This is a genomic window from Streptomyces sp. NPDC005566 (genome assembly GCF_040605575.1).
Lineage (GTDB): Bacteria > Actinomycetota > Actinomycetes > Streptomycetales > Streptomycetaceae > Streptomyces.
This window is the reverse complement of record NZ_JBEXDB010000036.1, coordinates 1-25,625: the sequence shown is the minus strand read 5'-3', so window position 1 is coordinate 25,625 and position 25,625 is coordinate 1. Positions and strand designations below refer to the sequence as shown.

The 25,625-nt window shown below is 70.5% G+C and carries 27 protein-coding genes and 1 pseudogene; 22 read left to right on the top strand and 6 right to left on the bottom strand.

The window, feature by feature from the left end:
* The first annotated feature begins 13 nt into the window (after positions 1 to 13).
* The 6 genes and pseudogenes from ABZS61_RS33825 (at position 14) to ABZS61_RS33800 (ending at position 4,059) form a co-directional block, all read left to right on the top strand.
* Positions 14 to 235: an MbtH family protein gene (locus tag ABZS61_RS33825; RefSeq protein ID WP_356430044.1), complete on the top strand. Its 222-nt coding sequence runs from the start codon at positions 14 to 16 to the stop codon at positions 233 to 235.
* Positions 232 to 1,182 carry an ABC transporter ATP-binding protein gene (locus ABZS61_RS33820; RefSeq protein WP_356430041.1) on the top strand — a complete coding sequence of 317 codons (951 nt, stop codon included), beginning with the start codon at positions 232 to 234 and terminating at the stop codon, positions 1,180 to 1,182. The genes ABZS61_RS33825 and ABZS61_RS33820 overlap by 4 nt, the downstream gene beginning before the upstream one ends.
* Complete coding sequence (locus tag ABZS61_RS33815) at positions 1,179 to 1,985, top strand: ABC transporter permease (RefSeq protein ID WP_356430038.1); 807 nt, start codon at positions 1,179 to 1,181, stop codon at positions 1,983 to 1,985. Before ABZS61_RS33820 ends, ABZS61_RS33815 begins: the two co-directional genes overlap by 4 nt.
* Before the next feature lie 2 nt (positions 1,986 to 1,987).
* On the top strand, positions 1,988 to 2,803 hold the full coding sequence (locus ABZS61_RS33810) for an ABC transporter permease (protein WP_356430035.1): 816 nt from the start codon (positions 1,988 to 1,990) through the stop codon (positions 2,801 to 2,803).
* Between the two features lie 6 nt (positions 2,804 to 2,809).
* Positions 2,810 to 2,923, top strand: a pseudogene (locus tag ABZS61_RS33805) (thymidine kinase); the annotation flags it as partial.
* A gap of 491 nt (positions 2,924 to 3,414) precedes the next feature.
* Positions 3,415 to 4,059, top strand: a complete 645-nt coding sequence (locus ABZS61_RS33800) for a hypothetical protein (protein WP_356430032.1) — start codon at positions 3,415 to 3,417, stop codon at positions 4,057 to 4,059.
* A gap of 49 nt (positions 4,060 to 4,108) precedes the next feature.
* Here the strand turns inward: ABZS61_RS33800 and ABZS61_RS33795 are convergent, their stop codons facing one another.
* Positions 4,109 to 4,885: a VOC family protein gene (locus tag ABZS61_RS33795; RefSeq protein WP_356430029.1), complete on the bottom strand. Its 777-nt coding sequence runs from the start codon at positions 4,883 to 4,885 to the stop codon at positions 4,109 to 4,111.
* Positions 4,886 to 5,124: 239 nt separating this feature from the next.
* Between ABZS61_RS33795 and ABZS61_RS33790 the strand changes: the two genes are divergently transcribed.
* Positions 5,125 to 5,952: a sulfurtransferase gene (locus ABZS61_RS33790; protein WP_356430026.1), complete on the top strand. Its 828-nt coding sequence runs from the start codon at positions 5,125 to 5,127 to the stop codon at positions 5,950 to 5,952.
* Between the two features lie 82 nt (positions 5,953 to 6,034).
* On the opposite strand, the gene sepH is transcribed toward ABZS61_RS33790, so the two are convergent.
* Positions 6,035 to 7,096: a septation protein SepH gene (sepH, locus tag ABZS61_RS33785; protein ID WP_356430023.1), complete on the bottom strand. Its 1,062-nt coding sequence runs from the start codon at positions 7,094 to 7,096 to the stop codon at positions 6,035 to 6,037.
* A 497-nt stretch (positions 7,097 to 7,593) separates the two neighbouring features.
* Here sepH and ABZS61_RS33780 point away from each other — a divergent pair, with 497 nt between their 5' ends.
* On the top strand, positions 7,594 to 8,556 hold the full coding sequence (locus tag ABZS61_RS33780; protein ID WP_356430020.1) for a hypothetical protein: 963 nt from the start codon (positions 7,594 to 7,596) through the stop codon (positions 8,554 to 8,556).
* Positions 8,557 to 8,668: 112 nt separating this feature from the next.
* Here ABZS61_RS33780 and ABZS61_RS33775 read toward each other — a convergent pair whose 3' ends face one another.
* Together ABZS61_RS33775 and ABZS61_RS33770 are read right to left on the bottom strand one after the other, a co-directional pair.
* On the bottom strand, positions 8,669 to 9,991 hold the full coding sequence (locus tag ABZS61_RS33775) for a D-arabinono-1,4-lactone oxidase (RefSeq protein WP_356430017.1): 1,323 nt from the start codon (positions 9,989 to 9,991) through the stop codon (positions 8,669 to 8,671).
* On the bottom strand, positions 9,948 to 11,195 hold the full coding sequence (locus ABZS61_RS33770; RefSeq protein WP_356430015.1) for an MFS transporter: 1,248 nt from the start codon (positions 11,193 to 11,195) through the stop codon (positions 9,948 to 9,950). The genes ABZS61_RS33775 and ABZS61_RS33770 overlap by 44 nt, the downstream gene beginning before the upstream one ends.
* 126 nt (positions 11,196 to 11,321) lie before the next feature.
* Between ABZS61_RS33770 and ABZS61_RS33765 the strand changes: the two genes are divergently transcribed.
* Positions 11,322 to 12,443, top strand: coding sequence for a ferrochelatase (locus tag ABZS61_RS33765; RefSeq protein WP_356430012.1), 1,122 nt, complete (start codon positions 11,322 to 11,324; stop codon positions 12,441 to 12,443).
* A 65-nt stretch (positions 12,444 to 12,508) separates the two neighbouring features.
* On the top strand, positions 12,509 to 13,309 hold the full coding sequence (locus tag ABZS61_RS33760; RefSeq protein ID WP_356430009.1) for an inositol monophosphatase family protein: 801 nt from the start codon (positions 12,509 to 12,511) through the stop codon (positions 13,307 to 13,309).
* A gap of 98 nt (positions 13,310 to 13,407) precedes the next feature.
* Here ABZS61_RS33760 and ABZS61_RS33755 read toward each other — a convergent pair whose 3' ends face one another.
* Positions 13,408 to 13,581 carry a hypothetical protein gene (locus ABZS61_RS33755; RefSeq protein ID WP_356430006.1) on the bottom strand — a complete coding sequence of 58 codons (174 nt, stop codon included), beginning with the start codon at positions 13,579 to 13,581 and terminating at the stop codon, positions 13,408 to 13,410.
* A 363-nt stretch (positions 13,582 to 13,944) separates the two neighbouring features.
* On the opposite strand from ABZS61_RS33755, the gene ABZS61_RS33750 reads away from it, so the two are divergent.
* The 4 genes from ABZS61_RS33750 (at position 13,945) to ABZS61_RS33735 (ending at position 17,508) form a co-directional block, all read left to right on the top strand.
* Entirely contained in the window at positions 13,945 to 14,598 is a 654-nt protein-coding gene (locus ABZS61_RS33750; RefSeq protein ID WP_329206664.1) for a response regulator transcription factor, read from the top strand.
* 7 nt (positions 14,599 to 14,605) lie between these two features.
* A complete protein-coding gene (locus ABZS61_RS33745) occupies positions 14,606 to 15,838 on the top strand; it encodes a HAMP domain-containing sensor histidine kinase (RefSeq protein ID WP_329206663.1) in 1,233 nt (410 codons plus the stop codon).
* A gap of 404 nt (positions 15,839 to 16,242) precedes the next feature.
* A complete protein-coding gene (locus ABZS61_RS33740) occupies positions 16,243 to 16,539 on the top strand; it encodes a DUF4193 domain-containing protein (protein WP_003965732.1) in 297 nt (98 codons plus the stop codon).
* A 12-nt stretch (positions 16,540 to 16,551) separates the two neighbouring features.
* Positions 16,552 to 17,508, top strand: coding sequence for a hypothetical protein (locus tag ABZS61_RS33735; protein ID WP_356430001.1), 957 nt, complete (start codon positions 16,552 to 16,554; stop codon positions 17,506 to 17,508).
* Between the two features lie 28 nt (positions 17,509 to 17,536).
* Here the strand turns inward: ABZS61_RS33735 and ABZS61_RS33730 are convergent, their stop codons facing one another.
* A complete protein-coding gene (locus ABZS61_RS33730; protein ID WP_356429998.1) occupies positions 17,537 to 17,992 on the bottom strand; it encodes a DUF3093 domain-containing protein in 456 nt (151 codons plus the stop codon).
* Between the two features lie 57 nt (positions 17,993 to 18,049).
* On the opposite strand from ABZS61_RS33730, the gene ABZS61_RS33725 reads away from it, so the two are divergent.
* The 8 genes from ABZS61_RS33725 to ABZS61_RS33690 all read left to right on the top strand — a co-directional run bounded on the left by ABZS61_RS33725 (position 18,050) and on the right by ABZS61_RS33690 (position 25,519).
* Positions 18,050 to 18,634 carry a PaaI family thioesterase gene (locus tag ABZS61_RS33725; RefSeq protein ID WP_356429995.1) on the top strand — a complete coding sequence of 195 codons (585 nt, stop codon included), beginning with the start codon at positions 18,050 to 18,052 and terminating at the stop codon, positions 18,632 to 18,634.
* On the top strand, positions 18,634 to 19,161 hold the full coding sequence (dut, locus tag ABZS61_RS33720) for a dUTP diphosphatase (protein ID WP_351178930.1): 528 nt from the start codon (positions 18,634 to 18,636) through the stop codon (positions 19,159 to 19,161). The genes ABZS61_RS33725 and dut overlap by 1 nt, the downstream gene beginning before the upstream one ends.
* Before the next feature lies 1 nt (position 19,162).
* Positions 19,163 to 19,936 (top strand): DUF3710 domain-containing protein, encoded by a 774-nt coding sequence (locus ABZS61_RS33715; RefSeq protein ID WP_356429992.1) that lies wholly within the window; start codon positions 19,163 to 19,165, stop codon positions 19,934 to 19,936.
* Positions 19,937 to 20,068: 132 nt separating this feature from the next.
* Positions 20,069 to 20,803 carry an ABC transporter ATP-binding protein gene (locus tag ABZS61_RS33710; RefSeq protein ID WP_356429989.1) on the top strand — a complete coding sequence of 245 codons (735 nt, stop codon included), beginning with the start codon at positions 20,069 to 20,071 and terminating at the stop codon, positions 20,801 to 20,803.
* A gap of 147 nt (positions 20,804 to 20,950) precedes the next feature.
* Entirely contained in the window at positions 20,951 to 23,494 is a 2,544-nt protein-coding gene (locus ABZS61_RS33705; RefSeq protein WP_356429986.1) for a sensor histidine kinase KdpD, read from the top strand.
* A 55-nt stretch (positions 23,495 to 23,549) separates the two neighbouring features.
* Positions 23,550 to 24,242 (top strand): response regulator, encoded by a 693-nt coding sequence (locus tag ABZS61_RS33700; RefSeq protein ID WP_356429983.1) that lies wholly within the window; start codon positions 23,550 to 23,552, stop codon positions 24,240 to 24,242.
* 86 nt (positions 24,243 to 24,328) lie between these two features.
* Positions 24,329 to 24,745, top strand: coding sequence for an OB-fold nucleic acid binding domain-containing protein (locus tag ABZS61_RS33695; protein WP_329206649.1), 417 nt, complete (start codon positions 24,329 to 24,331; stop codon positions 24,743 to 24,745).
* A gap of 3 nt (positions 24,746 to 24,748) precedes the next feature.
* A complete protein-coding gene (locus tag ABZS61_RS33690) occupies positions 24,749 to 25,519 on the top strand; it encodes a DUF3159 domain-containing protein (protein ID WP_356429979.1) in 771 nt (256 codons plus the stop codon).
* Positions 25,520 to 25,625 lie beyond the last annotated feature (106 nt).

Genomic DNA, 25,625 nt, shown 5'->3' with positions numbered 1-25,625 from the left:
CAGGAGTAGGTGGATGACCAACCCGTTCGACGACGCCGAAGGGCGCTTCCTGGTCCTCGTCAATGACGAGAACCAGCATTCCCTGTGGCCGGCACCGCTGCAAGAACCCCCCGGCTGGAGGCAGGTCTACGGTCCTGGCGAGCGCCAGGACTGCCTGGACGTGATCGAGAGGAGATGGACGGACATGCGGCCGTCCTCCCTGATCAGGGCCGGGGCGGGCGGAGGCGAGCGGTGACGACGGCCATCGACATACGAGGGCTCACCAGGACGTACGCGGTGAAGGGGAAGCCCGACTTCGTGGCGCTGAAGGGGATCGACCTCACCATCGCTCAGGGAGAGGTGCACGCGCTGCTGGGCCCGAACGGCGCCGGCAAGACGACGCTGTGCCGCATCCTCTCCACGGTCCTGCTCCCCTCGTCGGGCACGGCCACCGTGCTCGGACACGAGGTGGTCAAGGAAGCGGAGAAGGTCAAGCAATGCCTCGGGGTGGTCTTCGGCGGGGACCGAGGGCTCTACAACCGCCTCACAGCGCGGCAGAACCTGAACTTCTGGGCTTCTCTCTACGGCCTGCGCCGCGGTGAGCGGGGGCGGGTGGATGCGCTCCTCGACCGCGTGGGCCTGGCGCACCGCGCCGACGAACGGGTGCAGGGCTTCTCCCGCGGTATGAAACAGCGACTCCATCTGGCCCGGGGCCTGGTCTCGGACCCGGGGGTGCTGATCCTCGACGAGCCCACCGTCGGCATGGACCCGTTGGCCGCCAGGGACTTCCGGGAACTCGTCCGGGAACTCCGGGCCGACGGCCGCACCATCCTCATGACTACCCATGACATGGCCGAGGCCGCGGAACTCAGCGACCGGGTGTCGTTCATCGACGACGGCACCCTGACCCTGACGGAAAGCCCGGACACGGTCGGGCACGTCGTCTCGTCGCGGGAACGCGTCGACGCCCGGGGCGTACCGGAGGAGGTGTACGACCGCCTCACCGGCCTCGCGGGAGTGGCGGTCGTGTCGAGGACGGAGGCCGGCGTCGTCCGGATCGAGACCGAGCATCCCGAGGCCATGCGAGAGGTGCTGATGACGATCGTGGCAGCCGGGGTGACCGACATTTCTCGCAGCCGGCCCTCCCTGGAAGAGGTGTACCTGCATCTCATGGGCCGTCGCGGAATGGCTGTGGGCGGATGACGGTCACCGAACAGCGCCGGCGACGGCGCGTGGCGCCGGGCATGGGCGCAGGCTTCGCCTTCCAGATGGTCGCCATGCGGGGTCAGGCGGACACGTACTTCTCGCTGATCACAGCGCCCTTCTTCGCCACGGTCTTCATGGCGATCATGGAGTACACGGGGCGCTCGGACCTCTACTCGCATGCCGTCGTCGCCCCCATGCTCATCACCCTGTGGACGGCCGCCCTGTCCTTCTCCGGGGAGATGATCAGCGACGACCGGGAGAACGGGCGACTGGAGTCGCTGGTCGCCGCGCCCATGTCCTTCGCCATGCTGGTCTTCGGGAGGCTCTGCGGGTGCATGCTGCTCGCGCTGCCGTCGTTCCTGATGGCCTACCTGGCGGCGGGTTCGATTTTCGGCTACTGGATGTCCTTCGAGCGGCCGCTGCTCTTCGCCTCCGCGCTGGTCCTGACGGCCGTGGCCACGGCGGCGACGGCGACCGCGCTGTCCGCGGTCTTCGTGATCGCGCCGGGCGCCCGGATCGTGCAGAACACCCTGTCGTTCCCCGTCTACCTGCTGGGAGGCGTGGTGGTGCCCGTCTCCCAGTTCCCGGACTGGCTCCAGGTCCTGGCGCGGGTGGTGTACCTGTCCTGGGCAGCCGACCTGCTGCGGGCCGCGACGACTCCTGGAGCGGTCCTCGAGAACGCCGGCCTGCACCTGGTGATGCTCTGTCTGCTCGGGACCGGAGCCTTCGTCTTCGGCAGGCTGTTCATCGCCCGCTTCCTGCAACGCGCCAGGGCGCTCGGGGCGCTCGCCAAGGAATGAGAGTGAAGCACGTGAGAGACCGGCTCGTGGACATCCTGGCGGCGGTGCGGCAGGGCTTCGTGGTGGCGCGCGCCGACTTCGCCGCCTTCTACACCTGGAAGACCTGGCTGGCCGGCTGGCTCGTCCGAGTGCTGTGCCAGGTGGCCTTCTACAGCACGATCGGCGTGATGGCCGGAGACTCCGACTATGTGACCTACGTGGTGCTCGGTGCCGCGATGATGATCTGCGTCGCCGAGTCGCTGATGACCGTCGCGTCCACCACCTGGGACCTGAACCTCGGCACGTTCCCGCTGCTGGTGGCCTCCCCGGTCGTTCCGGGCGCCTACTACTTCGGCAGGAGTGTGATGTGGCCGCTGTCCGCCACCGTCACCACCTCCGTCTCGGTCTTCGTGATGTCGTTCTTCTTCGAGCTCGGCTGGGCCCTGGAACGTGTGCCGCTCGTCGTCCTGTTGGCGCTGGTCACGAGCTTCGCCATGTACTGCATGGCTCTGGTGATCGGCGCGGTGGCCGTATTGGCCCCGGGCGCGCGCAATGTCATGAGTGCCGTCGTCACCATGACCATCACGGCCTTCTGCGGCGCGGTCGTCCCGGTCGGCTTCTGGCCGGCCGCCGTGCGCGGGGGCGCCCAGGCGGTGCCGGTGACCCACGGCCTCGACGCGATCCGGGCCCTCGAGTCCGGTGAGGGCCTCGGCACCGTCGCGGAGGCGGCAGGCCTGGTGGTCCTCGTGGGCCTTCTCTGGCTGGCCTTGGCGGTGATCGTGTTCCGCCGGCTCTTCGCCCACTCCCGGAAGGGCAACAGTGGGGTTGCCTTCGTCTGAGGGGACGCGCACGAGGTCGGTCACGAGGTGCGGTGTGGTCGCCACCATCAGCGCAGGACGACCGGTGCGGCAGCGCGTGCACCGTCGCCCGAGGTGCTGCTGCCCCTCACGTCCGGCTGACGGATCCGCGGACCCGTCACGGTCGGCCAAGTAGGCATTGCAGACTCCCAGTTGGCGTAGTCTGAGGAGGATACGCATCAGGGTGCGGCCCTCGTGTGAGCCGCCGCGTAGGCGGTCCTGTCGATCTGTGCGGCGTCACCGCTGACCGGCCCTCGCAGGACCCGTTACCCGTGGGTGCGATCGACAGTTGTCCGGTTACCGGTCAATCGGACCAATCCGTAGGGCCTTTGGGTCCGAACGGGTAAGGGGTGGGTCCGCCGCCGTTGCCGGACCGGCGTGCGCTCGGCGTGGACCCCGGCAACGGACGACCCCTGCCGACGAGCGATCCGGCAGGCCGACACAGGTGGAGAATGCACGTGGGCATACGCAGCGCGACAGTGGACGACGCACGGAGCGTACGGGGTGACCGAACCCCGGGCGACGAAAGGGACAGCCGTCAGTGCGAGAGCCCTCGATGCGACGGCGACGCGAAAAAGGTCCGGGACCCGGCCGTGGACAGCATGGCATCCGTTGCCGCCGCAGACCTTGACGGCTCGGACTCCCGCGCCGTTGTGCCGCCCACCCGGCCGGTCTTCGTCGACTCCACCGGGAAACGCAGCCGCACGTTACGTCGTGCAGGGACCATGACCGCGCTCTGCTGTGCCTGCTTTGCCACGACCGTGGTCGCCGCCCTGGTCGGAGGCGACTCCAGCGCGCCCTTCTTCCAACTGCCCCGGGCGATGGGCCTGGAGCGTGAGGTGGGGGAGCGGCCGGCTGAGACCCAGGACGAGGACCATGCCGCCTCGGCCACCGAACCCGCGCTCGGCACGCCCGGTCCGGTGACACCCGATCAGGAACGCCTGTCGGCGGCCGCGCGCCCCACCGTTCAGCGGCCGCTCGAAGCGTCCTCCGGCCCCGCGGACATCCCCGCCGTCGACGCGACGCCGGCCGCACCCACGACCGGACCGTCCGACGGGACCGCGCAGACCGGTGGGGGCGGCGAGGACTCACCGAGTGTGCCCTCGAATCCGACGCCCGCTCCGGAGACGGGAAGCGGCGGTGGTGACGACACTGGCCCGGAGGCGGAGGACCCGCCGGGCGGGCCGCTCGGCGACCTGCTGGGAGGACTGCTCGGCGGGCTGCTGGGAGGCGCCTGACCGATCACGAACGCCGTGACGCGGGATGCCGGGCGTGGCCGGGCCCGGCTCAGCGGTCCGCCGACCGCACGATCGTGAACACCGCACCCTCCGGATCCGCGACCGTGGCGAGACGGCCGCTCGATCCCTCCCGCGGTGGCTGCAGAACGTGTCCGCCGAGCTCCACCACACGCGCGGCGGCGTCGTCCGCGTCGTCCACCTCGAAATAGGTCATCCAGTGCGGTCCCCGGTCGCGCGGCAGCGCATGGCCCACGCCGTGGAGGGCCGCCACGGGGCGGCCTTCCAGATGCAGTGTCTGGTAGTCGAAGTCGGCCGAGACGACGGCCTCCAACTCGAACCCGAACACGGCCTGGTAGAACTTGGCGACCGAGGACGTCTCGCGTGTCACCAGCTCGTTCCAGACGGGGGTTCCCGGTTCGCCCGCCAGGGCCGTACCGACATGCGCGGAGGCCTGCCAGATTCCGAAGACCGCTCCGCTCGGGTCGGAGGCGATGGCGAGACGGCCCGCACTTCCGGCGACGATCGGTCCGACGGCGACCGTTCCACCGCAGGCCCGAATCACCTCCGCGGTGAGATCGGCGTCCTCGGTGGCGAGATAGGTGGTCCAGGCGATCGGCAGGTGGCGGTCGGGAGGGAGCTGGCCGATGCCTGCGACTTCCTTCCCGTCAAGCAGCGCGCGGACATACGGCCCGAGCTCTTCGGGTCCCGGCCGGAATTCCCAGCCGAACAGATTGCCGTAGAACTCCTGGGTCGCGCTCAGGCCGTGCACGATCAGACTCACCCAGCAAGGTGCTCCGGGCGTGCGCCGGGCGGCAGCCTCGGTCATCTTCTTATCTCTCCTCGGACCATCGTCGTGGCCGTACGGGGGGAACGGGGCCGGTACGCCGTCCAGCGGTACGGATACGGGTGTGTACGCTCCGTGCAGATGCTCGCACCACCGAGCTCCGCAGGCACCCCGGCCGCGCCGCATTTTCCGGGTTCTGCATGCGCGAAGACCGATATGATGCGATACATCCATTTTGGCGTCACCCTGCGCAAGACGCCGCCTGCGCGAAGATGGCACCTATGAAGCCCATCATCACCGCATCCGAATACGTGAGCGAGTCGGCAGGGCCATGTCCGCCGGTGCTCCTGGACGTCCGCTGGCAGCTGGGCGGTCCGCACGGCCGTCCCGATTACGAAGCCGGGCACATCCCCGGCGCGGTGTTCATCGACCTCGAAGCGGAGCTCGCCGGGCCGGCGGGCGGCGGCGGGCGCCACCCGCTTCCCCGACCGGAAACCTTCGGCGCGGTCATGCGGCGCGCCGGGGTCTCCCACGGCACGCCGGTGGTGGTCTACGACGGCGGCCTGAGCTGGGCGGCCGCCCGCGCCTGGTGGCTGCTGCGCTGGTCGGGCCACCCCGACGTCCGGGTTCTGGACGGCGGTCTCGCGGCATGGACCGGAGAGCTCTCGACGAAGGTTCCGACGCCCCCCGAGGGCGACTTCCGGCCCGAACCGGGCGCGCTCCCGCTCCTGGACGCGGACGCCGCCGCGGCACTCGCCCGCTCCGGGCTGCTGCTCGATGCGCGGGCCGCGGAGCGCTACCGGGGCGATGTGGAGCCGATCGACCGGGTCGGCGGTCATATCCCCGGCGCGGTTTCGGCGCCGACCGTGCAGAACGTGGCCGAGGACGGGCGCTTCCTCCCTGCCGAGTCGCTGGCCTCCCGCTTCGCCGCCCTGGGGGCCGACGGGGACACCGAGATCGGCGTCTACTGCGGCTCGGGCGTCTCGGGCGCTCATGAGGTGCTGGCACTGGAGCTCGCCGGACACCGGGCGGCCCTGTACGCGGGTTCCTGGTCCGAGTGGTCCTCGGACGGGTCCCGCCCCGTCGCGACCGGGCCGGACCCCAGCTGACGCGACCGGCGTCCTGACAGAGCGAGGGCCCGTACGCAGCGGCGTACGGGCCCTCGTCATGCTACGGACATCCAGATGGACCTCAGTCCTGCTTCTTCCGGCGCGTGCCGAAAACGATCTCGTCCCAGCTGGGCACCGCTGCCCGGCGGCCCGGACGGACTCCGTCCGCCTCGGCCTGCCGGTCCGTCGTCCCGGTCAGCCGGTCGCGGTGGCCGGCCACCGCACGCGGCATCAGCACGTCAGCGTAAGCGGAACCCGCACCCGCGGACGCAGCGGCCGCCGGCGGTTCGTCGGCCTCCGGCTTCTGGGCGGCCGGTTCGATCGCCGGCGGTTCGGGCTGCTGGGGGCGCTCCGGGACGACCATGTCTCCACGGAAGCTGGGCACCGCCTCCAGCAGGCTGGTCAGCGAGTCGCGCTCGCCGGCCGACACGCCACCGATGCGCTCCTCCGGCTCCGGTGCCGGGGGAGTGGGGCGCTCGATCTGACGGTCGAGCGCACGGTCCAGCGGCCGGTCGCGCGGCAGCCGTGCGATCCGCGGCACGAACGGGAAGCTGGGCTCCGGCGCGGCGACGTCGTCCGTCTCGCCGATCAGTGAGCGCGCTTCGTCGTCCACCGCCTGGACCAGCCGGCGCGGCGGGTCGTACGTCCAGCTCGCCGAGTGCGGTTCGCCCGCGACCCGGTACACCAGGAGGACCTCCCAGGTGCCGTCGTCCCGGCGCCAGGAGTCCCACTGGACGGTCTCCTTGTCGGCGCCGCGCAGCAGGAGGCGCTCCTGCACCGCCTCGCCGAGCTGGGGGCCGGTGTTCTCACCGGGGCGGCGCACGGGAGTCTTCCGGGCCCGCTCGGCCATGAACGCGCGCTCGGCGAGGACAGGGCCCTCGAAGCGGCGCACACGGTCGACGGGGATTCCGGCGAACTGTGCGACTTCTTCCGCGGAGGCACCGGCTCGTATCCGTGCCTGGATGTCGCGGGGGCGGAGGTGGCTCTCCACCTCGATCTCGATCTGGCCGAGCCTGGCGCGGTCATTGCGCACGGCGGCACGCAGCCGCTCATCGATCGGAAGCGTGTACTCCGTGCTGTCCGCAGCCTTGAGCACCAGTCGTGTGCCGTCGTTTGAGACGGCCACGACACGCAGTTCGGGCATGGGAACCTCCCGGGTGGTGCCTGCCGACGTCACGTGCGTCGCTGCTTCCGCTAGTCGAGTGTGGCCTGCCCGGGTGCAGCCTGCCACAACCTTGCCAAGTTACCCGGCGTGTCGGGCGTTGGCCCTGGATCGCCACCATGGCACGGTTACCTGTTTTACGACACATAGTGACCCGTTGTCGCTCTGTGTTGCAGGCGCCCGTGCGATGCCGCGGCGCCGCCGGTTCGAGTGCCGTCTTCGGCCCCCTCCCGCAGGTCCCGGATACCCATGTGGGAGTCCGGCCCCAGGGCTCGCCACAGTACTCCATTCGGGCCACGGGGGTGGACCGGCGCGCCGCCGAAGTTCTCGCCGGGCACGGGAGTTGGGGTACCCACTTGTCGGCACTATGCCCTCAATGCGTGTGCTGCTTCACACAATCTCCAGAATCGGAACTATTCCCTTCGCTCATATGTCCCTTCTTGGTGCAGGGTGGGGTAGTTGTCGAGCAAGGGCTGGTAATGGATCAGAAGCCGCAAAGGGATGCGGAACCCGGGCAGAAGCGCATGGACCTGAGCCTGCCGCAGGTGGCGGGCAGCGCCGTCGCAGCGGTCGCCGCAGCGGTCATGGCTTCGCAGCTGGGTGTGTACGGGACGATCGCGGGCGCGGGCGTGATGAGCGTCGTCGCCACCTGCGGGGGGTCGGTCTTCCAGCACTTCTTCCGTCGCACGGGTGAGCAGATCCGCGAAGTCACGGTCCAGGTGAAGCATCCGGCCGGCCGTCAGGTGGCCGTACTCACGCGGTCGACGGCCCGGGAGCCGCAACTGCTTCCGGGTGACGACGCGACGACGGTCCTGCTCCCGGGTGACGACGTGACGACGGTCCTACGGCCGGTGGGGTCCGACCCGGAGCGTACGCAGCTGCTGCGAGCCGACGCGGATGCCACGCAGCTGCTCGGTCAGGTCAGGCCCGACGGGTACTCGGACGCCCGTACCCACGGCACCCGTATCCGGGGCGCACGGCGCTCGGCGCTCGCGGCGGTTGCCGTCTTCGCCCTTTCGATGGCCGGTATCACCGCCTACGAACTGGCCTCCGGCAACGACCTCAGCGGCGGTGGGGGAACGACCGTCGGATCCGTCGTACACGGCGAACGCAACACCGGAACGACCGCTCCGGAGCCCACGGGCAGCACCGGTGAGGAGCAGGACGGTGACCACGACAGCGATCCGGGCAGCGGGGGCGGCACCACACCCGGCACGGACGCGGACGACGGGCAGAGCACGGCCCCGGTTCCGGACCGGAGCGGCTCGTCGGCCGACCCGGGTGCCACACCCTCCGTCCCCGGCGGAGACCCGACCCCGGATCCCACCGCCACTCCGACGGCGCCCGGCGACGGAGTTCCGGCGGCACCGGACCCGAGCGGAACCGGCGAGGCCCCGGAGCAGGACGACGGGGCAACGGCGGGGACAGACACCGGCCGGTGACCTCCAGGCGAACGGCCCGCCACCGACCGGCCGGTCACTGCAGGGGCGACGGTCACCGCACCGGCGGTGCGACAACCGCAGGCCCCGCACCGCACGTCCGGCCCCGCCGGATTCAGTCGCCCAGAACGCGCCGCAGATAGTCGTTGGCGAACAGCCGCCCCGGGTCGAGCCGGTCGCGTACCGCGGTGAACTCGCCGAACTTCGGGTACGCCCCGGCCAGATACTCGGCGTCCCGGGTGTGGATCTTCCCCCAGTGCGGGCGGCCGGCATAGCCCGTCATGATCCGTTCGACGGCCGTGAAGTACGCCTGGTGCGGGGTGCCGCGGTACAGGTGCACTGCGATGTACGCGCTCTCGCGGCCCTGGGCCGTGGAGAGCGTTATGTCGTCCGCGGGCGCCGTCCGGACCTCCACCGGGAAGCCGACCTTCAACGGTGAGCGCTCGACCATGGCCTTGACCTCACGCAGCGCCTCGACCGCGGCCTCGCGCGGCAGCGCGTACTCCATCTCGACGAAGCGCACCCGCCGGGGACTGGTGAACACCTTGTAGGGAACGTCGGTGTAGGTACGGGCCGACAGGGCACGGCTGGAGAGCTTGGCGAGGGACGGGATGGTCCCCGGGAGGGCCCGGCCGACCGAACAGGCGATCTGGAAGATCCCGTTGGAGAGGAGCTCGTCCTCGATCCAGCCGCTGATCCTTCCGGGCGGATCCGTGGGGCCCGAGCTGCGGTTGTTGCGCTTGGTGTTGCAGTTGCCGGTGTGAGGGAACCAGTAGAACTCGAAGTGCTCGTTCTCGGCGACCAGCTGATCGAAGTCGGCGGTGACCCTGTCGAAGGTCATCGGTTCCTCGCGCGCCCTGAGCAGGAAGACCGGCTCCACCGCGAAGGTGACCGCGGTGACCACACCGAGTGCGCCGAGCCCGATCCGGGCGGCCGCGAAGACATCGGAGTTCTCGCTCTTCGAGCAGCGCAGCACCGTGCCGTCCGCGGTGACCAGTTCCAGCGCGCGTATCTGCGCGGAAATGGAAGCCGAGTCGCGGCCGGTGCCGTGGGTACCCGTGGAGGTGGCCCCGGCGACCGTCTGCTCCATGATGTCGCCCATGTTGGTGAGCGAGAGGCCCTCGCGGGCGAGCACCGTGTTGAGACGCTTCAGCGGGGTGCCCGCCTCGACGGTCACCGTCATCGCCGTACGGTCGATCTCCCGGATCCCGGTGAGCAGGCCGGGCCGGATCAGCACACCGTCGGTCGCCGCAGCCGCGGTGAACGAATGACCGGTGCCGACCGGCTTCACCGTCAGGCCGTCCTCGGTCGCCCTGCGGAGGACCTCGGCGAGCTCGTCGACGGAGGCGGGGGACACGGTCCGTACCGGCCGGGCGGTGACGTTTCCCGCCCAGTTACGCCACGTGCTCGTCGTCGTCCGTGCGTAGGTGTCGGTCATCTTCCCCGCGCCCTCCCGTAGGAACCGGCTCGGTGAGCCGGCGATACCCCAGGAACGCCACCGCGGCCGCGAGCGCTCCCGCCACGGCGGGCACCGCGTACCCCGCCTCGGCCCCGGAGGCGTCGACCACCCAGCCGGCGGCGGAGGAGCCGAGCGCCACTCCGACGGCGAGCCCGGTACTGGTCCAGGTCATGCCCTCGGTCAGCTGGGTGCGCGGTACGTGCTGTTCGACGAGGGCCATGGTGGTGACCATCGTCGGTGCGATGGCGAGACCCGCGACAAAGAGCGCCACGGCCAGGAACGGCAGGCTCCCGGCCAATTGGAGGGGGATCATACTCACGGCCATCGCGCAGACCCCCACCAGCCACCTCGTGGACGACTTCCCCCTGAGGTGCAGCAGGCCGAAGACGGCTCCGGCGAGACACGACCCCAGGGCGTAGACCGCCAGTACGAGACTGGCCGCAGCCTTGTGGCCGCGCTCCTCCGCGAAGGCCACCGTCACCACGTCGACCGCTCCGAAGATCGCGCCCGTGGCGACGAAGGTGACCACCAGGACCTGCAGGCCGGCCGAGCGGAGCGCCGAACCGCCCGAGTGGTTCTCCTTGGGATGCGGTCTCGGTTCGGTGGCGCGCTGTGCCGTCAGCCAGAAGACGCCGATCACCAGGAACCCGGCCGCGAGCAGCGGCCCGGCCTCCGGGAACCACGCGGTGGACAGGCCGATGGAGATGATCGGCCCGAAGATGAAGCACACCTCGTCGACGATCGACTCCCAGGCGTACGCGGTGTGCAGCTGACGGCCGGAGCCCCGGTAGATCTCGGCCCAGCGCGCCCTGACCATCGAACCCACGCTCGGGACGCAGCCGGCGCCCGCGGCGAAGACGAAGAGGGTCCAGTCCGGCAGCCGCTGCTGGGCGCAGATCAGCAGCCCCGCGACCGCCGCGACGGAAGCCAGGGTGACCGGGCGCAGGACCCGGCGCTGCCCGTACCGGTCGACCAGCCGGGAGATCTGCGGCCCCACGACGGCCGCGGCCATGGCGAGCGTCGCCGAGAGCGCACCGGCGAGCCCGTAGCGGCCGGTGATCTGGGACACCATCGTCACCACGCCGATCCCCATCATGGAGAGCGGCATCCGGCCGAAGAATCCCGCCGCCGAGAATCCCCTGGTGCCGGGGGCGGCGAAGATGGCGCGGTAAGGGCTGGGCAAGGGGAACTCCGGGAAGCCTGTCAGGCGTATAGATGGCTGATACAGCTTACGGGCGGTCGCGAGCCCCGGGGATCGGGGCCGATGTCGGCTGTCGCACGGGCGGCGACGGGTGGCAGGATCGGGTGCATGTCCGATCTGCGCGATCCCGCTCTCTACGACGCCCTGCTGCTGCTCTCCTTCGGCGGCCCCGAAGGCCCGGACGACGTGGTCCCGTTCCTGGCGAACGTGACCCGCGGCAGGGGTATCCCCGAAGAACGGCTCAAGGAAGTCGGCAAGCACTACTTCCTGTTCGGCGGCGTCAGCCCGATCAACGCGCAGAACCGGTCGCTCCTCGACGCGCTGCGCAAGGACTTCGCCGAGCACGGCCTCGACCTGCCGGTGTACTGGGGCAACCGCAACTGGGCGCCGTACCTCACCGACACCCTCCGGGACATGGTGGCGGACGGCCACCGCCGCATCGCCGTCCTCGCCACCAGCGCCTACGCCTCGTACTCGGGCTGCCGCCAGTACCGCGAGAACCTCGCCGAGTCGCTGGCCGTCCTGGAGGCCGAGGGACTGCCGGTGCCGCGGGTGGACAAGCTCCGGCACTACTTCAACCACCCCGGCTTCGTGCGGCCCATGGCGGACGGTGTGCTGGCCTCGCTGGCGGACCTCCCCGACGAGGTCAGGGCGGGCGCGCACCTCGCCTTCACCACCCACTCCATCCCGACGTCCGCCGCCGACGCCTCGGGTCCCGTGGAGACGCACGGGGACGGCGGCTCGTACGTGGCGGAGCACCTCGACGTCGCCCGGGTGATCGTCGACGCGGTGCGCGAGGAGACCGGGATCGACCACCCGTGGCAGCTCGTCTACCAGTCGCGCAGCGGTGCCCCGCACATCCCGTGGCTGGAGCCCGACATCTGCGACCACCTGGAGTCGCTCCACGGCGCCGGCGTCCCCGCGGTCGTCATGGCCCCCATCGGCTTCGTCTCGGACCACATGGAGGTCCTGTACGACCTCGACACGGAGGCCGCCGCGAAAGCCGCCGAACTGGGGCTGCCGGTCCGCAGGTCCGCGACGGTCGGCGCGGACCCCAGGTTCGCGGCGGCCGTGCGTGAGCTCCTCCTGGAGCGCACCGCCGCCGAGGCGGGCCGCCCGGTGGACCGGTGCACCCTGGGCGCTCTCGGAGCCTCCCACGACCTCTGCCCGGCAGGGTGCTGTCCGGCCAGGATGCTCAGGCCCGCCGCCGCGGGTGCCGACAGCCCTTGAGGGCTGCCCCGCCCTTACGCCTGAAACCCCGGTATGCCAGCCGGCCGGAACACCCCTGGAGCGTTGTGACCGACCCCTTCCTGTCCGAACTGCTCGACCTCGCCCTGGAGGCGGCCCGCCGGGCCGGAGCCCTGCTGCGTGACGGCCGCCCGGCCGACCTGGGGGTGACCGCGACGAAGTCCAGCCCCATCGACGTCGTCACCGAGATGGACATCCGGGCGGAGAAGCTCATCACCGGCTTCCTCTCCGGGAACCGGCCCCGCGACGGCTTCCTCGGCGAGGAGGGCGCCAGCGCCGAGGGCAGCAGCGGGATCCGGTGGGTCATCGATCCGCTCGACGGCACGGTGAACTACCTCTACGGGCTGCCCACCTGGGCCGTCTCCATCGCGGCCGAGCGCGACGGCGAGCGGGTCGTCGGCGTGGTCGAGGCCCCGATGCGCCGCGAGACGTTCCACGCGGTGCTCGGCGGCGGCGCGTACCTGAACGGCGAGGCCCTGACCTGCCGCCCCGCCCCGCCCTTCGCCGAGGCCCTCGTGTCGACCGGCTTCAACTACGTCACCGAGGTACGCACCCACCAGGCGGCCGTCGCCCAGCAGCTGATCCCGAAGCTGCGCGACATCCGGCGCGGCGGATCGGCCGCCGTCGACCTCTGCGACGTCGCGGCGGGCAGGCTCGACGGCTACTACGAACGCGGACTGCACCCCTGGGACCTGGCGGCCGGCGATCTCATCGCACGCGAGGCCGGAGCACTCACCGGAGGCCGGCCGGGGCTCCCGGCGGACCGCGACCTGACCGTCGCCGCGACCCCGGGCCTCTTCGAGCCGCTGCAGGCGCTCCTGGAGGACCTGGGGGCCTGGCACGACTGATCCCGGGGTCCGGGGCCCCTGATGGCGCCCCGGACGGGCGCGGACGTACGAGAGGGCCCCGGGTGCCGTAATCGGCTCCGGGGCCCTCTCGTGGCGGCTCAGACGCTTGTGGCGCTGATTTCGACGCCGTGCTCGGCGGCGAGGCGGTGCAGGTCGTCCAGCTCTCCCTGCTCAACATCCGCGAGGAAGTCGTCGCCCGTCTCGAGAGCCTTCGTGAGATCGGTCTCGGTGGTCTTGATTCGTTGCAGCAGACCTGCGGTGAAAGCGTCCATGGAGCGCCCCCTCATCGTGGGTCGGTGGCACGGGGGTGTGCCCGGGATTCCCCCGGCCAGCGGTCGGGGGGCGGGTGATCACGCAGGCCCTCCGGGGAGAAGGGTGGGCTGTGGAACGCCACGTGCATGGCGTGATCGCGGGTGTGAAATCGTCCTCCCCGGGCCGCATGCCGGAGAAACCTCAACTGGCCCGGAAATCCGATGAATTCCCGGGAGGCGCAGCCCGGGCCGGGTCGTCTTACCGCCGGTTTATGCGCGTTACGGGCAGGATGGACGCGCACAGTCGGTGCCGCTGACGTGCAGCGAGCGGCCGGAACGAGGGCCGCTCGCCGTATTTCTGGAGATCTAGGGAAGGACTGCGCCGTGCGCGTACTCGTCGTCGAGGACGAGCAGCTGCTCGCCGATGCGGTGGCCACCGGACTGCGCCGGGAGGCCATGGCCGTCGACGTCGTCTACGACGGAGCGGCGGCCCTGGAGCGCGTCGGGGTCAACGACTACGACGTCGTGGTGCTGGACCGGGACCTCCCCCTGGTGCACGGTGACGACGTGTGCCGCAGGATCGTCGAGCTCGGCATGCCCACCAGGATCCTCATGCTCACCGCGTCCGGGGACGTCAGCGACCGGGTCGAGGGCCTGGAGCTCGGCGCGGACGACTATCTGCCCAAGCCCTTCGCCTTCAGTGAGCTGACCGCGCGGGTACGGGCCCTGGGGCGCCGCACGACGGTCGCTCTGCCGCCCGTTCTGGAGCGGGCCGGCATCAAGCTGGACCCCAACCGCCGCGAGGTCTTCCGGGACGAGCAGGAGATCCAGCTGGCCCCGAAGGAATTCGCCGTGCTCGAGGTACTGATGCGCAGCGAGGGTGCGGTCGTCTCGGCCGAGCAGCTCCTGGAGAAGGCCTGGGACGAGAACACCGACCCCTTCACCAACGTGGTGCGCGTGACGGTGATGACCCTGCGGCGCAAGCTCGGGGAACCGCCCGTCATCGTCACCGTGCCCGGCTCCGGATACCGGATCTGAGCGCCCCGTGGCCGCCTCCCCGGCGCCCGTGAAGGCGCCTCCGAAGCCCACCTGGGAGCCCAAGCCGCAGGAGCCGCCGTACCCCTGGCTGCGCCCGACCATCCGGATACGGCTCACCCTGCTCTACGGCGGCATGTTCCTGATCGCGGGCATCCTGCTGCTCTCGATCATCTACATGCTGGCCGCGCAGGCGCTGAACGTGGGCAGCGACCTGCCGTTCCGGATCGTGAACGGCCAGGTCACCAGTGAGGTCTGCGACCTGCCGAAGACGGCGAGTCCGGAGACTTTCAACGCCGCCATGAACGCCTGCGTCAACCAGCAGCGCCAGCAGGCGCTCGACTCCCTGCTGAACCGCTCGCTGCTGGCCCTCGTGGGCCTCAGCATCATCGCCTTCGCCTTCGGCTACGCCATGGCCGGCCGCGTCCTGTCCCCGTTGGGCAGGATCACCCGCACCGCACGCCGGGTGGCCGGCACGGACCTGTCACGCCGGATCGAGCTGGACGGCCCGGACGACGAGCTGAAGGAGCTCGCCGACACCTTCGACGAGATGCTGGACCGCCTGGAGCGGGCTTTCACGGCGCAGCAGCGATTCGTCGGGAACGCCTCCCACGAACTGCGCACGCCGCTCGCGATCAACCGCACCCTGCTGGAGGTGCACCTCTCCGACCCGGAGGCCCCTACGGAGCTCCAGCAGCTCGGCAAGACCCTTCTTGCCACCAACGAGCGCAGCGAGCAGCTGGTGGAAGGCCTGCTGCTGCTCGCCCGCAGCGAGAACCAGATCGTCGAGCGCAAACCGGTCGACCTCGCCGAGGTCGCCGACCGCGCCATCGACCAGGCCCGCGCCGAGGCGGCGCAGAAGGCGGTGGAGATCCGTGGCGAGCGTGCTCCGGCCGTCGTCCAGGGCAACGGTGTCCTCCTGGAGCGGATCGCGCTGAACCTCGTGCAGAACGCCGTGCGCTACAACGTGGCGGAGGGCGGCTGGGTGGAGGTCACCACGGAGCTCCAGCCCGGACAGGCGCTCCTGGTGGTCTCGAACACAGGTCCTGTGGTGCCCGCCTACGAGATCGACAACCTCTTCGAGCCGTTCAGGCGGCTGCGCACGGAACGCACAGGCAGCGACAAGGGGGTGGGGCTCGGCCTGTCGATCGCGCGGTCCGTCGCGCGGGCGCACGGAGGCCGTATCATCGCGGAGCCCCGCGAGGGCGGTGGTCTCGTGATGCGCGTCACCCTGCCGGTCTGAGAGGCTTCGCGGTGTGAAGCCGCATTGGATCGCTCTGTTCGCTTTGGGCGGAATTTTCGGGCGCCAGTCCCGTTGACTCCCTGTGTGATCGATCACAGGAGCCATTTTCGGTCCTTCTACTCTCGGTGATCACGTCTCTGTCGGAAAGCCGGGAAACGTCCGGGTTTCCGGGGGTCGATATCACGGGAAGTACACGGGGTGGCACCCGTGAACTGCAGCAATCGGACCGTGTACGGTCCCCATCGCCACCCAAGCTGATCGCCCTCGGGAGATCCGGTCGGGTGTCGATTGAGTAACAGACCTTGATGTGAGGCAAAATCTCCGCCTCAGGTCGGGCACAAGTCCGGCCTCTCACGCGTTACGTGCGCTGAGACACCGCAGACACCCAAGAGGGGGAGAGCGACATGGCAACGGATTACGACACCCCACGCAAGACTGACGACGACGTGGACCAGGACAGCCTCGAAGAGCTCAAGGCTCGACGGAGCGACAAGACGGCATCCGCCGTCGACGTGGACGAGTTCGACGCGGCAGAGGGCCTTGAGCTGCCCGGCGCAGACCTGTCCAACGAAGAGCTGGCCGTGCGGGTCCTGCCCAAGCAGGCGGACGAGTTCACCTGCATGAGCTGCTTCCTGGTCCACCACAGGAGTCAGCTGGCGCGCGAGAAGAACGGCCAGCCCATCTGCCGCGACTGCGACTGAGGCAGGTCGGCCGTGGCAGGCGACACACCGTTCCGGAAGCGGCGCTTGCGGCGCACGAAGTCGTCGGAGGCGCATCAGGGCGGTACAGGCCCGGCAGAGGGCGCAAGCACTCCTGCCGAGCACCAGGCCGCCCTGCCGCCCTCTCCCGGCACATCTGACGACGAGCGGGGCCGGTCGGCCTCGCTCGAAGCGGTCCGGGCAGCGGCATCTTCGGAGATGCCCGGACAGGACGGCACGACGGAGCCCACGACCGGGGCAGGCCGTCTGAGGAAACTGAAACGGGGCGTACACAAGGGCGGGGAGAGCGCCAGGGCGGCAGTCGGCCAGCTGGCCGACCGGATCATCGACACGGCTCCCCGCATCCCTGTGCGCGACCTCGACAGGCTGCGCAAGCAGTTCCCGGGACTGGGCCCCGAGGAACTCGCCGACAAGCTCGTCGCGGGCGCGTGCAACGCGACCGCCACCGTCGGCGCGGGTATCGGGGCGGCGGCCATGATGCCGGTGCCCCCCGCCATGCTGGCCGAGCTGGCCGCCGAGATCACCGGCGTGGCAGCCATCGAGATGAAGCTCGTCGCCGAGCTCCACGAGGTCTACGGCCGGCGTCCGCCGGGCAACCTCGGACAGCGCAGCACCGCGTATCTGACGTCCTGGACGGAGGAGCGCGGCATCGACGTGTCACGCCCCACCACGCTGAACGCGGCGCTGGGCGGGCAGATGAAGCGCGAACTGCGTCAGCAGATCATGAAGCGCATGGTGCGCGACCTGCCCAACCTCATTCCGTTCATGATCGGCGCCGCGGTGGGCGCGCTGATGAACCGCCGGGACACCAGAAAACTGGCCGACCGGATCAGGGCCGATCTGCGCAGGCAGCAGGTCACCTGGGACAGGCTCCCCGCGCTGCCCCCGCTGGAGCAGCCCGCAGTGCCGGCGAAGGAGCTGCCGAAGGGCCTCGACGAGCCCGGCGTCTAGCGCGCCGGGCGGGTACCCCGCCGATGCCTCAGGCGGGGACACCCGCAAGGGCGGCCACCAGGGCCTGCGGCTCCCGGGTCGAGAGATAGACGTACGGCGTCGGATCGTCCGGATCCGTGACCTTCACCCGCACCGCGGTCGGGATGTAGCTGCGCAGCAGCATGAAGGCGCGCGGATCCGCCTTGTACGAGCGCCAGGCGCGCGCCTCCTCCGCATCCAGCGCCTCGGCGTCGCCGAGCGCCGAGAGCGGGATCCGGGCATCGCCCGCGACGAGGGCGCCGGCGACCACCCGGACGCGTGCCGAACCGTACGAGCTCACCACCACGGCGGCCGCGACGGTGCCGAAGGCCAGACCGCCGAGCATGGGCAGCGTGCCGAGCGGCAGGAGCATCAGGGCACAGGCGACGCCGACCCCGAAAGCGATGAGCCACCACGTGCGGGGTGCGGTGAGACGTTCGTCGAAGGGCGGTGCGGAAGGCTGCATGGAAGAAGCTTGGCACGGCGCGACCTGCGATCGGCCGCGCGGGTAAGGTCTGCGCCTGTGAGTGGAACATCTACACGTCTGACACCCCCGGCCGATGCCGCGAAGCCGGAACGGCACCCCGATGCCCCGGCACCGGGCACGCTGCTCGGGTCGCACTACGAGCAATGTTTCGGCTGCGGCGGTGAGCAGCCCCACGGGCTGCACCTCCAGGCGCGGGCCGGAGAGGGCGTGAGCGTCACCGCCGAGTTCACCGTGAAGCCCGCGCACCAGGGTGCTCCGGGGCTCGCGCACGGCGGCGTGCTCGCCACGGCGATGGACGAGACCCTCGGTGCCCTGAGCTGGCTGCTGCGGGTGATCGCGGTGACCGGACGGCTGGAGACCGACTACGTCAGGCCGGTGCCGGTGGACACGGTGCTCTTCCTGGACGCCGAGGTCACCGCCGTGCACAGGCGGAAGATCTTCTGCCGGGCCACCGGCCGGATCGGCGGGCCCGAGGGGCCCGTCGCGGTCCGTGCCGAGGCCCTCTTCATCGAGGTCAAGATGGACCACTTCATCGACAACGGCCGGCCGGAGGAGATCCGGGCGGCGATGGCCGACCCGGACCAGGTCAGGCGTGCCCGTGCCTTCGAGGTGAACCCGTGATGCGCCATCCCGTCGACGTGCTGATCCGCCGGGTCGACCCGGACGTGCCGATTCCCGCCTACGGACACCCGGGCGATGCCGGTGCCGATCTGGTGACCACCGAGGCCGCCGAGCTCGCCCCGGGCGAGAGGGCGGTGCTCCCCACCGGGGTGTCGATCGCGCTGCCCGACGGGTACGCGGCGTTCGTGCACCCCCGCTCCGGCCTCGCAGCCCGCTGCGGAGTGGCCCTCGTGAATGCCCCAGGGACGGTTGATGCCGGGTACCGTGGGGAGATCAAGGTGATCGTGGTCAATCTCGACCCGCGCGAGACCGTGCGGTTCGAGAGGTTCGACCGGATTGCCCAGCTGGTCGTCCAGCAGGTCGAGAAGGTGCGCTTCCACGAGGTGGCGGAACTTCCCGGTTCGGCGCGGGCCGAGGGGGGCTTCGGGTCCACCGGCGGTCACGCCGCCGTGGACGGTGTCAGGGGCGGTAACACCCAGGGTGGGAACAGCTACGCTTCGGTCGTATCCGACCGGGAAGGACAGTGACGTGTTCGGACGTCGCAAGAACAGTGGTTCCGCCGAGGACACGGCGGACGAAGCGCGCGAGGCCGAGCAGGTCGCCGACGAGCTCGATGGCACCGACGGGGCCGCATCCGGCTCGCGCCGGTCGAACCTTCCGCCGGCCCCCAGGCCGGACGGGCCGTGGGACATCTCGGAGGTCTCCCAGCCCGGTGAGGGACGGGTGGACCTCGGCGGCATCTTCGTGCCCGGAGTCGAAGGCATGGAGCTGCGGGTGGAGGTGGCCGGTGACGCGATCGTCGCCGCCACCGTCGTACTGCGCGACAGTGCGGTTCAGCTGCAGGCCTTCGCCGCCCCCAAGAAGCAGGGCATCTGGGGCGAGGTCCGTGAGGAGATCGCCTCGGGCATCACCCAGCAGGGCGGGATCATCGACGAGGTCGAGGGTCCGCTGGGCTGGGAACTGCGCGCGCAGGTCCCCGTACAGCTCCCCGACGGGAAGAACGGCGTACAGCTGGTGCGCTTCATCGGTGTCGACGGACCTCGCTGGTTCCTGCGCGGAGTGATCTCCGGTCAGGGTGCTGTGCAGCCTGAGGCGGCCGGACTCCTGGAGACGATCTTCCGGGACACCGTGGTCGTCCGTGGCGACGGCCCGATGGCCCCGCGCGACCCGATCGTCCTCAAGCTTCCCAACGACGCCCAGATGGTGCCGGAGGGTGTGCAGCAGGAGGACCAGGAGAGCTCGAAGTTCTCCGGCGGCATGGGTCACCTCCAGCGCGGACCCGAGATCACCGAGGTGCGCTGAACGACTCGCACAGCCTGTGACGGCCGGTGGGCTGTACCCCTTCCCAGGGGTACAGCCCACCGGCCATTGCCCGTCCGTGTGCCTCATGCACATACTGGCGGCGACGAGAGCACGTACGTACCGGGGAGAGACATGACCGAGAGCGCCACCGGACAGAGCGGCACGGCAGTGGCCGAGGACCCGGCCGGCGGGCCCATGGTGCGGATCGAGGACCTTCACCGCTCGTACGGAACGGGTGCGGCCGCCGTGCACGCCCTGCGCGGCGTGACCTTCGAGATTCCGCGCGGGGAACTGATCGCGCTCAAGGGGCGCTCGGGATCCGGCAAGACGACCCTGCTCAACCTGGTCGGCGGCCTCGACGCACCGGACAGCGGCCGGATCACCGTCGACGGTACGGACCTCTCCGGGCTCGGCGAGAACGGCCTGCTGGAGCTGCGCCGGGACCGGATCGGCTTCATCTTCCAGTCGTTCGGCCTGATCCCGATCCTGACCGCGGCGGAGAACGTCGGCGTACCCATGCGGCTGCGCAAGACCGACCCGCACGAGCGCGAGGACCGGGTGGCGCTGCTGCTCGCCCTGGTGGGCCTCGGCGACCACGCCCAGCAGCGCCCCGGCGAGCTCTCCGGCGGCCAGCAGCAGCGTGTCGCCATCGCCCGTGCGCTGGCCAACCGGCCCGCTCTCCTGATCGCCGACGAGCCCACCGGACAGCTCGACGCGGAGACCGGCCTCGCGGTCATGGAGCTGCTGCGGGCCGTGGTGCGCAGCGAGGGCGTCACCGTTCTCGTCGCCACCCACGACGCCCAGCTGCTCGGTTTCGCCGACCGGGTCCTGGAGCTCAGCGACGGGCACATCGTCGAGCAGGTGTGAACTGCGGGCGCACCGCCGGCCCGCATCAGAATCCCGTCAATACGGACCCTGTGCCCGCCCCTGGTCCCATATGCCGGAAATTCTCGGGGTAGCTTCTGAAGAAGCCGCCGGATCCACGGCGGCGCGTTCAGAGAAGACAATGGGGCCATGGCACGCGGCAAGCTTCGGATCTACCTGGGTGCGGCACCCGGCGTCGGCAAGACGTACGCGATGCTGTCCGAGGCGCACCGCCGGGTGGAGCGTGGCACGGACTGTGTCGTCGCCTTCGTGGAGCACCACGAACGGGAACGCACCGAGGTGCTGCTGCACGGCCTCGAGCAGATCCGCAGGCGCGAGATCGAGTACCGTTCCGCGGTCTTCACGGAGATGGACGTCGACGCCGTTCTGGAACGGGCCCCCGCCGTCGCGCTGGTGGACGAACTGGCCCACACCAATGTGCCGGGCTCGCGCAACGCCAAGCGCTGGCAGGACGTCGAGGAGCTCCTGAAGGCCGGCATCGATGTGATCTCCACCGTGAACATCCAGCACCTGGAGTCGCTCGGCGACGTCGTCGAGTCGATAACCGGTGTACGGCAGAAGGAGACGATTCCCGACGAGGTGGCACGCCGGGCCGATCAGATCGAACTTGTCGACATGTCGCCCCAGGCGCTGCGCCGCCGCATGGCGCACGGCAACATCTACCGGTCCGACAAGGTCGACGCGGCCCTGTCCAACTACTTCCGCCCCGGCAACCTCACCGCCCTGCGCGAGCTGGCCCTCCTCTGGGTCGCCGACCGCGTCGACGAGTACCTCCAGCAGTACCGCGGTGAGCACAACATCCGCACCACCTGGCAGGCTCGCGAACGCATCGTGGTGGGACTGACGGGCGGCCCCGAAGGCCGGACGCTCATCCGCCGCGCGTCCCGGATGGCGGCCAAGGGCTCCGGCAGCGAGATCCTCGCGGTGTACATCGCCCGCAGCGACGGGCTGACGTCCGCGTCGCCCAAGGAACTCGCGGTCCAGCGCACCCTCGTCGAGGACCTGGGCGGCACCTTCCACCACGTCATCGGCGACGACATACCCTCGGCGCTCCTCGAATTCGCCCGGGGCGTCAACGCCACCCAGATCGTTCTCGGCTCCAGCCGCCGCAAGGCCTGGCAGTACATCTACGGACCCGGGGTCGGCGCCACCGTCGCCCGTGAGTCCGGACCTGACCTGGACGTCCACATCGTCACGCACGAAGAGGTCGCCAAGGGACGCGGCCTCCCCATGGCCCGCGGCGCACGCCTCGGCCGCACCCGGATCATCTGGGGCTGGACGGTCGGCGTCGCCGGACCTGCCCTGCTCACGCTGCTCCTGCGCGGCCTGGAGAACGGCCCCGGTCTCGCCAACGACGTCCTGCTCTTCCTCTTCCTGACCGTCGCCGCCGCCCTGCTCGGCGGACTGGCACCCGCGCTCGCCTCGGCCGCCGTCGGCTCCATGCTCCTGAACTACTGGTTCACCCCGCCGACCCACACGCTGACCGTGCAGGACCCGGAGAACTTCGTCGCCATCGTGATCTTCTTCGCGGTGGCCGTCGCGGTCGCCTCCGTGGTGGACCTGGCGGCCCGCCGCACCCACCAGGCGGCACGGCTGCGCGCCGAGTCGGAGATCCTCTCCGCCCTGGCCGGGAGCGTCCTGCGCGGCGAGACGGCCCTGGACGCCCTGCTGGAGCGGGTCCGCGAGACCTTCGGCATGGAGTCCGTCGCCCTGCTGGAGCGGCACAGCGACGTCGATCCGTGGACCTGCGCCGGCTCCGTCGGCCCCGCCCCGGTGATCCGGCCGGACGACGCCGACGTCGACATGCCGGTCGGAGACAACATGGCGCTCGCCCTCTCCGGCCGGGTACTGCCCGCCGAGGACCGCCGGGTGCTCGGAGCGTTCGCGGCGCAGGCCGCCGTGGTCCTGGACCGGCAGCGCCTGGTGGGGGAGGCCGAGGCGGCACGGAGGCTGGCCGAGGGCAACCGGATCAGGACCGCGCTGCTCGCCGCCGTCAGCCACGACCTGCGTACCCCGCTGGCGGCCATCAAAGCCGCCGTGAGCTCGCTGCGCGCCGACGACGTCGCCTGGTCCGACGCGGACGAGGCCGAGTTCCTCGCCGCCATCGAGGACGGCGCCGACCGGCTGGACCACCTCATCGGCAACCTCCTCGACATGTCCCGCCTGCAGACCGGCACCGTCACCCCGCTCATCCGTGAGATCGACCTCGACGAGGTCGTGCCGATGGCACTCGGAGGCGTACCCGAGGGAAGCGTCGACCTCGACATCCCCGAGACGCTGCCGATGGTCGCCGTCGACCCCGGGCTGCTGGAGAGGGCCGTCGCCAACATCGTGGAGAACGCGGTCAAGTACAGCCCCGGCCGGAAGCGCGTCACGGTCGCCGCCAGCGCCCTGGGCGAACGCGTCGAGCTACGGGTGGCCGACCGGGGCCGCGGTGTCCCCGACGAGGGCAAGGAACGCATCTTCGAGCCCTTCCAGCGCTACGGCGACGCCCCGCGCGGCGCGGGAGTGGGCCTCGGGCTCGCTGTCGCCCGGGGCTTCGTGGAGTCCATGGGCGGAACCCTCGGGGCCGAGGACACCCCGGGCGGCGGGCTCACGATGGTCCTCACGCTCAAGGCGGTACCGGGGCAGGTGGGCGTGGACCCCGGTCTGCCCTTCCAGGTCACCTCGTGAACCTTCCGGGGCGGAACCCCACCTCGTACACATGTTCAGGAAAGGCAGGATCGCGATGACCCGGGTGCTTGTGGTCGACGACGAGCCGCAGATCGTACGCGCCCTCGTGATCAATCTGAAGGCGCGCAGGTACGAGGTGGACGCGGCGCCCGACGGGGCGACAGCCCTGCAGCTCGCCGCTGCCCGCCATCCCGACGTCGTCGTCCTGGACCTCGGACTGCCGGACATGGACGGCGTCGAGGTGATCAAGGGCCTGCGCGGCTGGACACGTGTGCCGATCCTCGTGCTCTCCGCCCGCCACACCTCCGACGAGAAGGTCGAGGCACTGGACGCCGGCGCCGACGACTACGTCACCAAGCCGTTCGGCATGGACGAGCTGCTGGCCCGGCTGCGCGCGGCCGTGCGCAGGGCCGAACCGGTCGGCCAGGACGGAGCCGACGACCTCGTGATCGTAGAGACACAGGGCTTCACCGTGGACCTGGCGGCGAAGAAGGTCCACCGGGAGGGCCGCGACGTGCGGCTCACCCCCACGGAGTGGCACCTCCTGGAGGTCCTCGTCCGCAACGCCGGCCGGCTCGTCAGCCAGAAACAGCTGCTGCAGGAGGTGTGGGGCCCCTCCTACGGCACCGAGACCAACTACCTGCGGGTCTACATGGCACAGCTGCGCCGCAAGCTGGAGGCCGACCCCTCGCACCCCAGGCACTTCGTGACCGAGCCGGGCATGGGCTACCGCTTCGAGAAGGGCTGACGGGGTCCCGGCGCGACCGTGGTCACCCGTTCGGGTGGGACCCCCTCGGGCCAGCCCTTACCACAGGAGACCGGTACCCTTCGGGTATGAGCGCTGTTCCCCGATTCGAGAAGGCCGGCAGGGCCGAGAAGCCGTCCGGCCGCTTCCGTCGCATGCTCGACCGGCTGTCCAGTTCCCAGGAGGACCTGGAGTCCGAGGAGCTGCAGGAGGACACGCACGCCTCGGGCTGCACGCGCATTTCCGAGTGCTCGGACCGCCAGATCGTCAAGGTGGCTGGTACCTTGCGGACGGTCACCTTGCGCCCGCGCGCCGGAGTGCCCGCCCTGGAGGCGGAGCTCTTCGACGGCACCGCGCCGCTCGACGTGGTCTGGCTGGGCCGGCGTTCCATCATCGGCATCGAGCCCGGCCGCAAGCTCATAGCCTCGGGCCGCATCGCCATGAGTCACGGGCGCCGGGTGCTGTTCAACCCCAAATACGAACTCCGACCACTCGGCAAGGAGTAGCCGGTGACGTCTCTCGACAAGCCGACGCCCGACACGGACCAGCCCCGCAGCAACGACCAGCCGGCAGCCGACGCGAAAGCAGTCACGGAAGCCGCGCTCTTCGAGGCCTTCGGCGGCGTGCGCGGCATGGTGGAGACAGTCCTGCCCGGGCTGCTCTTCGTCACGATCTTCACGGTCAACAAGGAACTGAAGGCCTCGGCCATCGCCGCGCTGGCGCTGTCCCTGGTGCTCGTCGTCGTACGGCTGATCCGCAAGGACACCGTCAAGCACGCCTTCAGCGGTGTCTTCGGCGTGGCCTTCGGTGTGGTCTTCGCGATGATGACGGGCAACGCCAAGGACTTCTATCTGCCGGGCATGATCTACACGCTCGGGCTGGCGCTCGCCTACCTCATCACGACCCTCGCCGGGGTCCCTCTGATCGGACTGATCCTCGGTCCGGTCTTCAAGGAGAACCTCTCCTGGCGCACCAGGAACCCCGGTCGCAAGAAGGCCTACGCCAAGGCCAGCTACGCGTGGGGGCTGATCCTGCTCGCCAAGTGCGCGATCCTCTTCCCGCTGTACTGGTGGGCGGACACCGCGCAGCTCGGCTGGGTGCTGGTCGCGCTCAAGATCCCGCCGTTCCTGCTCGCGGTGTACCTGACCTGGGTCTTCCTGGCCAAGGCGCCGCCGCCCATCGACGTCTTCGCCGAGATGGAGGCGCAGGAGGAGGCCGAGAAGGCCCGCAAGGACGCGCAGAACGCCCGGGCCGCCGAGGCCCGCAACCACGACGTCTGACCCGGCCCGTACGCGCCGGCACATGAGAGGGGCCCGGAACCGTGACACGGTTCCGGGCCCCGCACAAATGCGGGCGCGACCACCACAACGGGAGCCGGGGGGGCCG

Coding starts and splice junctions, on each gene's coding strand:
- ABZS61_RS33795 (WP_356430029.1), bottom strand. CDS start 4,885: ATGACCGAGGCTGCCGCCCGGCGCACGCCCGGAGCACCTTGCTGGGTG.
- ABZS61_RS33815 (WP_356430038.1), top strand. CDS start 1,179: ATGACGGTCACCGAACAGCGCCGGCGACGGCGCGTGGCGCCGGGCATG.
- sepH (WP_356430023.1), bottom strand. CDS start 7,096: ATGCCCGAACTGCGTGTCGTGGCCGTCTCAAACGACGGCACACGACTG.
- ABZS61_RS33765 (WP_356430012.1), top strand. CDS start 11,322: ATGTCCGATCTGCGCGATCCCGCTCTCTACGACGCCCTGCTGCTGCTC.
- ABZS61_RS33790 (WP_356430026.1), top strand. CDS start 5,125: ATGAAGCCCATCATCACCGCATCCGAATACGTGAGCGAGTCGGCAGGG.
- ABZS61_RS33825 (WP_356430044.1), top strand. CDS start 14: ATGACCAACCCGTTCGACGACGCCGAAGGGCGCTTCCTGGTCCTCGTC.
- ABZS61_RS33710 (WP_356429989.1), top strand. CDS start 20,069: ATGACCGAGAGCGCCACCGGACAGAGCGGCACGGCAGTGGCCGAGGAC.
- ABZS61_RS33775 (WP_356430017.1), bottom strand. CDS start 9,991: ATGACCGACACCTACGCACGGACGACGACGAGCACGTGGCGTAACTGG.
- ABZS61_RS33780 (WP_356430020.1), top strand. CDS start 7,594: ATGGATCAGAAGCCGCAAAGGGATGCGGAACCCGGGCAGAAGCGCATG.
- ABZS61_RS33700 (WP_356429983.1), top strand. CDS start 23,550: ATGACCCGGGTGCTTGTGGTCGACGACGAGCCGCAGATCGTACGCGCC.
- ABZS61_RS33740 (WP_003965732.1), top strand. CDS start 16,243: ATGGCAACGGATTACGACACCCCACGCAAGACTGACGACGACGTGGAC.
- dut (WP_351178930.1), top strand. CDS start 18,634: ATGCGCCATCCCGTCGACGTGCTGATCCGCCGGGTCGACCCGGACGTG.
- ABZS61_RS33755 (WP_356430006.1), bottom strand. CDS start 13,581: ATGGACGCTTTCACCGCAGGTCTGCTGCAACGAATCAAGACCACCGAG.
- ABZS61_RS33695 (WP_329206649.1), top strand. CDS start 24,329: ATGAGCGCTGTTCCCCGATTCGAGAAGGCCGGCAGGGCCGAGAAGCCG.
- ABZS61_RS33730 (WP_356429998.1), bottom strand. CDS start 17,992: ATGCAGCCTTCCGCACCGCCCTTCGACGAACGTCTCACCGCACCCCGC.
- ABZS61_RS33705 (WP_356429986.1), top strand. CDS start 20,951: ATGGCACGCGGCAAGCTTCGGATCTACCTGGGTGCGGCACCCGGCGTC.